Consider the following 5,786-nt stretch of genomic DNA (forward strand, 5'->3'; position numbering starts at 1 on the left):
GTACCCCCGACCGGATTCGAACCGGCGCTACTGCCGTGAGAGGGCAGCGTGCTAGGCCGCTACACAACGGGGGCGTTGCAGAATGGTGTCTGCGCTGGGCTACCAGGACTCGAACCTAGACTAACGGAACCAGAAACCGTCGTGCTGCCAATTACACCATAGCCCACCAAAACTCAACCCCCTTACGGGGGTTTGTTTGGCTTGCGCCTCCCGGCCGGACCTTTCGGCCTTCCCGGGCGGCGCAGGAAGAACATTACCCGACAGCGGGCAGCGCTCCAAAACGAGTATCGGCGCCCGGGGGGCCGGGGAGCCGGACGGGCCCGGAAGCCCGTCCGGCCCGCCAGGAGACGGTCAGGCCGCCAGCTTGGCCAGTGCCGTGTCGATCCGGGCCAGCGTCCGCTCGCGGCCGAGCAGCTCCAGCGACTCGAAGAGCGGCAGCCCGACCGTGCGGCCGGTGACCGCGACCCGTACCGGCGCCTGCGCCTTGCCCAGCTTGAGGCCGTGCTCCTCGCCGGCCGCCAGGACCGCGTTCTTGAGCGCCTCGGCGTTCCACTCCGCCGCGGCGATGTTCGTACGGGCCGTCGCCAGCAGCGCGTCCGCGCCCGGCTTCATCGCCTTCTCCCAGGACGCCTGGTCCTCCGCCGGCTCGTCCAGGAAGAGGAAGTCGACGTTGGCGGTGATGTCCGAGAGGACCGTGAGCCGGGTCTGGGCCAGCGGCGCCAGCTCCTCGAAGGCCGCCGCGTCGAAGGCCTCGGGGGCCCACGGCGCGTGCGGGGCGCGCAGCCACGGACCGCAGGCCTCGGTGAACGTCTTCACGTCCAGCAGCCTGATGTGGTCCGCGTTGACCGCCTCGGCCTTCTTGAGGTCGAAGCGCGCCGGGTTGGCGTTGACGTCCGCGATGTCGAACGCGGCGACCATCTCGTCCATGGAGAAGATGTCACGATCGGGGGCGAGCGACCAGCCCAGCAGCGAGAGGTAGTTGAGCAGCCCCTCGGGGAGGAAGCCGCGCTCGCGGTAGAGGTTGAGGGAGGACTGCGGATCGCGCTTGGAGAGCTTCTTGTTGCCCTCCCCCATCACGTACGGGAGGTGTCCGAACGCCGGGACGCCCTTCGCCACGCCCAGCGCGGTCAGCGCCTGGTAGAGGGCGATCTGGCGCGGGGTGGAGGACAGCAGGTCCTCGCCGCGCAGGACGTGCGTGATGCCCATCAGCGCGTCGTCGATCGGGTTGACGAGCGTGTAGAGGGGGGCGCCGTTGGCGCGGACGATGCCGTAGTCCGGGACGTTCTCCGGGGTGAAGGTCAGCTCGCCGCGGACCAGGTCCGTGAAGGTGATCGGCTCGTCGGGCATCCGGAAGCGGACGATGTGCGTGCGGCCCTCGGCCTCGTACGCCGCCTTCCGCTCCGCGCTCAGGTCCCGGCAGTGCCCGTCGTACCCGGACGGCCTGCCCGCCGCGCGGGCCGCCGCGCGGCGCTCGTCGAGCTCCTCGGTGGTGCAGTAGCAGGGGTACGCGTTCCCCGCGGCCAGCAGCTTGTCCGCGATCTCGCGGTAGAGGTCCATCCGCTGCGACTGGCGGTACGGCGCGTGCGGGCCGCCCACCTCCGGGCCCTCGTCCCAGTCGAGCCCGAGCCAGCGCAGCGAGTCGAGCAGCTGTTCGTACGACTCCTCGGAGTCGCGCGCCGCGTCGGTGTCCTCGATGCGCAGGACCAGGGTGCCGCCGGTGTGGCGGGCGTAGGCCCAGTTGAAGAGGGCGGTGCGGACCAGGCCCACGTGCGGGTTGCCGGTCGGGGACGGACAGAAACGAACACGGACGGGGCCGTTAACCACGCTTGATCACCCTGTTGGTGAGAGTGCCGATGCCTTCGATGGAGACGGCGACCTCGTCGCCGACGCTGAGGGGGCCGACCCCGGCGGGGGTGCCCGTGAGGATGACGTCTCCGGGGAGCAGTGTCATGGCCTCGGTGATGTGGACGATCAGGTCCTCGATGGAGCGGACCATCTCGCTCGTACGGCCGAGCTGGCGCTGTTCGCCGTTGACCGTGCACTGGATCGTGAGGTCCGAGGGGTCCAGTTCGGTCTCCACCCAGGGGCCCAGTGGGCACGAGGTGTCGAAGCCCTTGGCGCGGGCCCACTGCTTCTCGGTCTTCTGCGTGTCCCGGGCGGTGACGTCGTTGGCGCAGGTGTAGCCGAAGATGACGTCCTTGACGCGCTCGCGCGGGACCTCACGGCACAGCCGGCCGATCACGACGGCCAGTTCGGCCTCGTGGTGCACGTCGTTCGAGAAGGAGGGGTACTCGATGGCGTCGCCCGAGCCGATCACGGAGGTGGTGGGCTTGAAGAACGCCACCGGCACCTCGGGGACCTCGTTGCCGAGCTCCGCCGCGTGCTCCGCGTAGTTGCGGCCGATGGCCACGACCTTGTTGGGGAGCACCGGCGGCAGGAGCCGCACCTTGCTCAGCGGCACCTTGGTGCCGGAGAGCTCGAAGTCGGTGTACGGAATGCCCCTGATGATGTCGAGGACGAGACCGGCGGGGTCGCCGCCGTCGCCCTCGACCGCGCCGAAGGCGACATTGCCGTCGATGGAGAATCTGGCGATGCGCACGGGTGCTGTCGCCCCTCACTGTCACTTGCTGGCCTGCTGGAGACTGACACTCCAGGCTAGCCGGTGCGGGGTGACGCGCTCGCGTGCGACCGCCGGGGCCGCCGGGTCCCGCCGGGGCCGGGGCCGTACCCCTCTACCGGGCGGGTCTACTGGGCGGGTTCCGCGTCGGGAACCTTGTGGGGCGCCGGAGCGTCCATCAAAATCGTACGGCGCGGGTTGGCCGTGCGGTTCGGCAGAGTGACGGGATGTTCCGGGCGCTCCGTGGGTACGAGTTCCCCCGCGTCCTTCAGGTGCGCCAGCGTGGTGCGCCGGGGGTTGGCGATGTTGCGGAACAGTTTCGTCGTCTTCATCTGTGTGTCGGATCCCTGTCGCGTGTGCGGGGCGCGTGAGCGCCGGTTGTCGGATGAACCGTCCTTGTCGAGCGTCAGGCTAAACACGCGATTCCCCGGCGGAGCGGGGATCCCTCCGCGATCTCCATGTGAGTTTGCTCACGACGGGGCGGGCATTGAGGGCATTCCGGACAGGGCCTCAAGATCACCGAAACGGACATTGCGTTACTGAACGTTGCATTCCGCTCCTGATCATCCGGACTCAGACACCCCCCACCCGTAAGCAGCCTGTCAGTAATCGCCCCCTTTCCTCCATGAACTCTTTCTACGGCTTGTGACATGCTGCTCACGCGGTGTCATACAGGTCACAGCCCGGTACGCGGCCCTTGTTGGAGATCCTGCACTGTGCTGGAATTCCCCCCACCGCCGCGGGTTTCAAGCCGGCGCGCAGGGGCGCATCGCAGCGCCGCGTGGCGGTGGGGAAGGGGTAAAGCGCCGGTCACTCAAGACCACCATGGGGAGCGTTCTGCGCCCCACGACGCCGACACCGTCCTGCCGTTTCGCGGTGGGACGCCTGGTCCAGAGGTTGCGACGCTAGTGCAGGGACGTTTCAAGAGGGATAGCAGCGCTGCGGCGGAGCAGGAGCCCCGCAGCGGAACCGACCGCGGTGCCTCGCCCCAGCACACCCAGAACCCGGGCCAGGCACCGACGGGCGAGAGCGGCCCCCGTGCCGCGCGCCCCGGGGCGGCACCGGTCGGCGACGGCAGGACGGCCGCGCCCAAACCCGTGGGGCCGACCGACGCCGGTTCACGAATACTTCTGCGCAACTGGCGCATCAGTACCCGCCTGGTCGCTCTGCTGACCCTCCCGGTGGTCGCGGCGACCACCCTGGGCGGGCTGCGGATCAACGAGTCCTTGAACGAGATCCAGCAGCTGGAGCACATGCAGCTGCTGACGAAGATGACCAAGGAAGCGACCAACCTCGCGGCGCAGCTCCAGGCCGAGCGGGACGAGTCGGCGGGTCCGCTCACCAACGGCGCGACGGCTTCGGACTTCAAGGTCCAGGACCGCCGTACGAAGACGGACCGGGCGAAGAAGGCCTTCCTCGACGCCACCGTCGACATCGGCAACACCGACGGCGACCAGGCGCTGGAGTCCATCCGCTCCAACGTCAACCAGATCGCCACGCAGGTCAACCAGATCAACAAGATCCGCCAGGGCGCCTACCAGTCCAAGGGCGCCGACTCCCTGACCGTCGACGCGTACAGCGGACTGATCGAGTCGCTGCTGAGCCTCTCGCAGGACATGGCGCAGGCGACCAGCAACCCGGACATGATCAAGCGGACCCGCGCGCTGGCCGCGTTCTCGTCCGCCAAGGAGTACGCGTCCATCCAGCGGGCCATCATCGCCGCCGCGCTCCCCGCCGACCCGAAGAAGGACGGCACGCTGAGCGAGAACGACCGTCTCTACGGTCAGAACGCGCTCACCAAGGAGAAGAACTCCCTCACGTCCTTCAACTCGCTGTACGAGTCGATGGGCGGCAACGCCGAAGAGCTGACCGCACCGCTCAACGGCCAGGGAAACCCCGAGATCCAGGCCGCCGAGAAGTACGCGGACCGGGTCCTCGGGCAGCAGGACGGTCTGAAGAACGAGCCCCACCGCTCGTACCTGGACTGGACCGACCAGGCCTCGACCCGTATCAACGCGATGAAGACCATCGAGGCCACGCTGCTGGGCGAGATGGAGGGCAAGGCCCGCGAACTGCGCGACCAGGCCCAGCGCGACGCGTACATCAACGCCGCGCTGATCCTCCTCGTCCTCGGGGTCTCGCTCGTCGGCGCCTTCGTGGTGGCCCGCGCGATGATCCGCTCGCTGCGCCGGCTCCAGGACACGGCCACCCGGGTCGCCCAGGACCGCCTGCCCGAACTGGTCAAGGCGCTCTCCGAGTCGGACCCGCAGGACGTCGACACCTCCGTCGAGTCGGTCGGTGTGCACTCCAGGGACGAGATCGGCCAGGTCGCCGCGGCCTTCGACGACGTGCACCGCGAGGCCGTCCGCCTCGCCGCCGAGCAGGCCCTCCTGCGAGGCAACGTCAACGCGATGTTCACCAACCTCTCGCGCCGCAGCCAGGGCCTCATCCAGCGTCAGCTCTCGCTCATCTCCGAACTGGAGTCGCGCGAGGCCGACCCGGACCAGCTGTCCTCGCTGTTCAAGCTCGACCACCTCGCGACCCGTATGCGCCGTAACGGTGAGAACCTCCTCGTCCTCGCGGGTGAGGAGCCGGGTCGTCGCTGGACCCGGCCCGTGCCCCTGGTCGACGTGCTCCGTGCCGCCGCCTCCGAGGTGGAGCAGTACGAGCGCATCGAACTCGCCTCGGTCCCCGCGACCGAGGTCGCGGGACGAGTCGTCAACGACCTCGTGCACCTGCTCGCCGAGCTGCTGGAGAACGCGACGTCGTTCTCCTCGCCGCAGACGAAGGTCCGGGTCACCGGTCACGCCCTGCCCGACGGCCGGGTGCTGGTCGAGATCCACGACACCGGCATCGGCCTCTCGCCCGAGGACCTCGCGGCGATCAACGAGCGGCTCGCGTCGCCGCCCACCGTGGACGTCTCGGTCTCGCGCCGCATGGGTCTGTTCGTGGTCGGCCGGCTGTCCCTGCGCCACGGCATCCGGATCCAGCTGCGCCCCTCCGACTCGGGTGGTACGACCGCGCTGGTCATGCTGCCGGTCGACGTCGCCCACGGCGGCAAGAAGGGCCCGGTCGGCAAGCCCGGGATGAACATCGGCGGCCAGAACGGCCAGGCCCCGGTGGCCGGCCGGCCGCCCGCGGGTCCCGGCCTCACCGCCGGTCCCGGCGG

4 protein-coding genes and 2 tRNA genes are annotated in these 5,786 nt (G+C 69.4%); 1 reads left to right on the forward strand and 5 read right to left on the reverse strand.

Going from position 1 to position 5,786, the window contains the following annotated elements:
• Position 1: 1 nt before the first annotated feature.
• The 5 genes from GT042_RS13900 to GT042_RS13920 form a co-directional block, all read right to left on the reverse strand.
• Positions 2 to 74 (reverse strand) — tRNA-Glu (locus GT042_RS13900).
• Positions 75 to 94: 20 nt separating this feature from the next.
• A tRNA-Gln gene (locus tag GT042_RS13905) sits at positions 95 to 166 on the reverse strand.
• 185 nt (positions 167 to 351) lie between these two features.
• Positions 352 to 1,824, reverse strand: a complete 1,473-nt coding sequence (gltX, locus tag GT042_RS13910) for a glutamate--tRNA ligase (RefSeq protein ID WP_161309018.1) — start codon at positions 1,822 to 1,824, stop codon at positions 352 to 354.
• On the reverse strand, positions 1,817 to 2,599 hold the full coding sequence (locus GT042_RS13915; protein ID WP_161309019.1) for a fumarylacetoacetate hydrolase family protein: 783 nt from the start codon (positions 2,597 to 2,599) through the stop codon (positions 1,817 to 1,819). The genes gltX and GT042_RS13915 overlap by 8 nt, the downstream gene beginning before the upstream one ends.
• Before the next feature lie 146 nt (positions 2,600 to 2,745).
• Positions 2,746 to 2,949, reverse strand: coding sequence for a hypothetical protein (locus tag GT042_RS13920; RefSeq protein ID WP_161309020.1), 204 nt, complete (start codon positions 2,947 to 2,949; stop codon positions 2,746 to 2,748).
• Between the two features lie 576 nt (positions 2,950 to 3,525).
• Here GT042_RS13920 and GT042_RS13925 point away from each other — a divergent pair.
• On the forward strand, positions 3,526 to 5,786 hold a 2,261-nt coding region (locus tag GT042_RS13925; RefSeq protein WP_161309021.1), incomplete at its 3' end, for a nitrate- and nitrite sensing domain-containing protein.

The organism is Streptomyces sp. SID3212 (assembly GCF_009865405.1).
Lineage (GTDB): Bacteria > Actinomycetota > Actinomycetes > Streptomycetales > Streptomycetaceae > Streptomyces.

Bases quoted from the DNA above. Each gene is read 5' to 3' on its own strand.
- GT042_RS13920 (WP_161309020.1), bottom strand. From the start codon at position 2,949: ATGAAGACGACGAAACTGTTCCGCAACATCGCCAACCCCCGGCGCACC.